A 1,461-nucleotide genomic window follows, 5' to 3' on the forward strand; every position below is an offset into this window, starting at 1 on the left:
GGGTGGCGCCATAGGTTGGGGCGTACGCGGTCACGCGCGGTGCCGCGGTGGAGGAGGAGCCCCGGTGGTGGACGGATCGGTGCCGTACGGCTGTGAGTTGGCGCGGCTGACGGTGGTGCGGCACGGGGAGAGCACGGCGAACGAGGTGTTCGCGCGCGCCGTGGAGACCGCTGACGCGGACCTGGGGGTGGAGGAGGCGACCGACGCGCAGGTGCCGCTGTCGGCGACCGGGGTACGCCAGGCGGAGGCGTTGGGGCAGTGGCTGGCCGGGCTGGGGGCGCGGGAGCGGCCGCAGTTGGTGATCTGCTCACCGTATGTACGGGCGGTGCGGACGTGGGAGGTGATGGCGTCGGTCGCGGGTGCGGCGGGGACGTCGTACGGGACCGCGCTGGTGGACGAACGGCTGCGGGACCGGGAGATGGGCGTGCTGGAACTGATGACGCCGCCGGCCGTACGCGCGTACGCCCCCGCGGAGGCGGACCGGCGCGAGCGGGTGGGCGAGTGGTTCTACCGGCCGCCGGGCGGCGAGTCGTTGGCGGATGTGACGTTGCGGGTCAGGGACTTCCTGACGGAGCTGGGTCCTGCGGCGGCCGGGCGGCGGGTGCTGCTCGTGGCGCACGACGCGGTGGTGCCCGCGGTCGGGCGGGTGCTTGCGGGGATCGGCGGGGCGCGGACCGCGACGACGCCGGCGCAGGTGCCGAACGCCTCGCTGAGCTGGTGGGTGCGCGACGGGGTGGGGATGCGGCCGGTGGTGATCGGCGGGACGCTGCATCTCGGCGGCTGATCCCGGCGCGGGGTGGTGAGCGGCCGTACCGAGTGCGTCGAGTGCTTCAGAAAAGGGCGGAAGACGGGTTTATCGACAGATCGTCACGCGTGCGAGGGAAACGGATCATGGTGGGGCATTACGGGCGATCGGGTGGGCAAATCTGCTGATGGCGACGCCGAACAAGCCGGCGGAGCGGTCGGCCGGCCACTCCCCGAACCTCAGAGAGTCTGTCCCCTGGGAGGGAACACCATGGCAAGCATCCGTACCGTCCGTGTCCTCGCCGCCGTCGCGGCACTGCCCCTTGCGGGAGTGCTGTTCGCCGGCACCGCCGCGGCCGACGACGGTTCTATTGCGGGTGGCCACTCGAACGCGTCGGTGGTGAGCAACTCCGGTGGCACTGTGGGCGGCGGCAACGTGGGCGGCGGCAACTTCGGGAACGTGACGACGACTCAGCAGGCCGCCACCGGCGCCGGCGCCTCGAACCAGAACAACTCGGCCAGCGTGGCCGGTTCCGCCTTCACGTCCATCGACCAGAACACGGTGGGCATCCACTTCTCGCGGCTGTGGTGAGCCGCGGACCGGGCGCGCGAGCCGCACCGGTCCGCTGAGGAGGGGCCTGGTCACACGGGACGCGCGGCGGCGCGAGAGCGCTGCTGCCGTGCGCTCCGGACCCTCGGGGAGGACGGAAGAGAGGG

General features: G+C 72.7%; 2 protein-coding genes. Both read left to right on the forward strand.

The window, feature by feature from the left end; genetic code table 11:
* The first annotated feature begins 64 nt into the window (after positions 1-64).
* Complete coding sequence (locus tag AC13HU_RS37080; protein WP_483046399.1) at positions 65-784, forward strand: histidine phosphatase family protein; 720 nt, start codon at positions 65-67, stop codon at positions 782-784.
* A 231-nt stretch (positions 785-1,015) separates the two neighbouring features.
* The gene (locus tag AC13HU_RS37085; protein ID WP_483046400.1) at positions 1,016-1,336 is read left to right on the forward strand and encodes a hypothetical protein; all 321 of its coding nucleotides are present in this window, start codon (positions 1,016-1,018) and stop codon (positions 1,334-1,336) included.
* Positions 1,337-1,461 lie beyond the last annotated feature (125 nt).

It is taken from the genome of Streptomyces sp. NH27 (assembly GCF_056859195.1).